This window comes from Pseudoalteromonas sp. SWXJZ94C, from assembly GCF_015864385.1.
In the GTDB taxonomy this organism is placed as follows: domain Bacteria; phylum Pseudomonadota; class Gammaproteobacteria; order Enterobacterales; family Alteromonadaceae; genus Pseudoalteromonas.
On record NZ_JADYXF010000158.1, the window covers coordinates 1 to 633 of the forward strand.

A 633-nucleotide genomic window follows, 5' to 3' on the forward strand; every position below is an offset into this window, starting at 1 on the left:
GCTGGTTTAGCGCCAAATGAATCTGAGATTAGATACAAAGACTCTAAAACTGTGGCCAAATTTTATTGACCACTACACCCCAAAGCAGCAATGGATAAGAACTTATGTTGGCAGAGTGTTTCTACAGCTTTCATTAATGTGCAGTGGTTACGCTTATCAATAATACCCGCTGTATTAGAAAAAGTTTTATGTAATAATTTACTCAAGTGCATAGTCGATTTACTTTGTAATTTCTTTGGTCGGAAAAACATATAAGATCAAAATTGGCTGTGCACTTCAACTGTTTTTTAAACTACCTTATTGATTTATATTATCAAATTGTGGGGATTCCTCAGGGTCAGGTCTTTCTTTTTGCCATTAGCTTTATTATTGGTTATTTCATGCAGATTAATTTGCTATAACCAACATAAGCTTTGCCTCTTTACCGTCTGTTAATACCGCGACGTTACCGTTATCAGTCACAAACACATCTCTTAATCGTCCTGCGGTCTCTGGGAATATGTGAGACTGCGTAAACTCACCATTAGCCAGATTAATTTACAATTGGAGTGGCTGTCTAGGGGCTGTTGATCTTTGTAGTATATATATTAATCAGCCCACATTGGTAGCCACATCATAGTAAATGCTAAAGCG

Annotated in this window: 2 pseudogenes; both read right to left on the minus strand. The window is 36.8% G+C overall.

The features are described from left to right. Window positions 1-77 precede the first annotated feature (77 nt). A pseudogene (locus I6F65_RS21545) lies at window positions 78-212 on the minus strand (IS4 family transposase); the annotation flags it as partial. Between the two features lie 175 nt (window positions 213-387). After that, window positions 388-537: pseudogene (locus I6F65_RS21920) on the minus strand (PQQ-dependent sugar dehydrogenase); the annotation flags it as partial. Window positions 538-633: the final 96 nt, after the last annotated feature.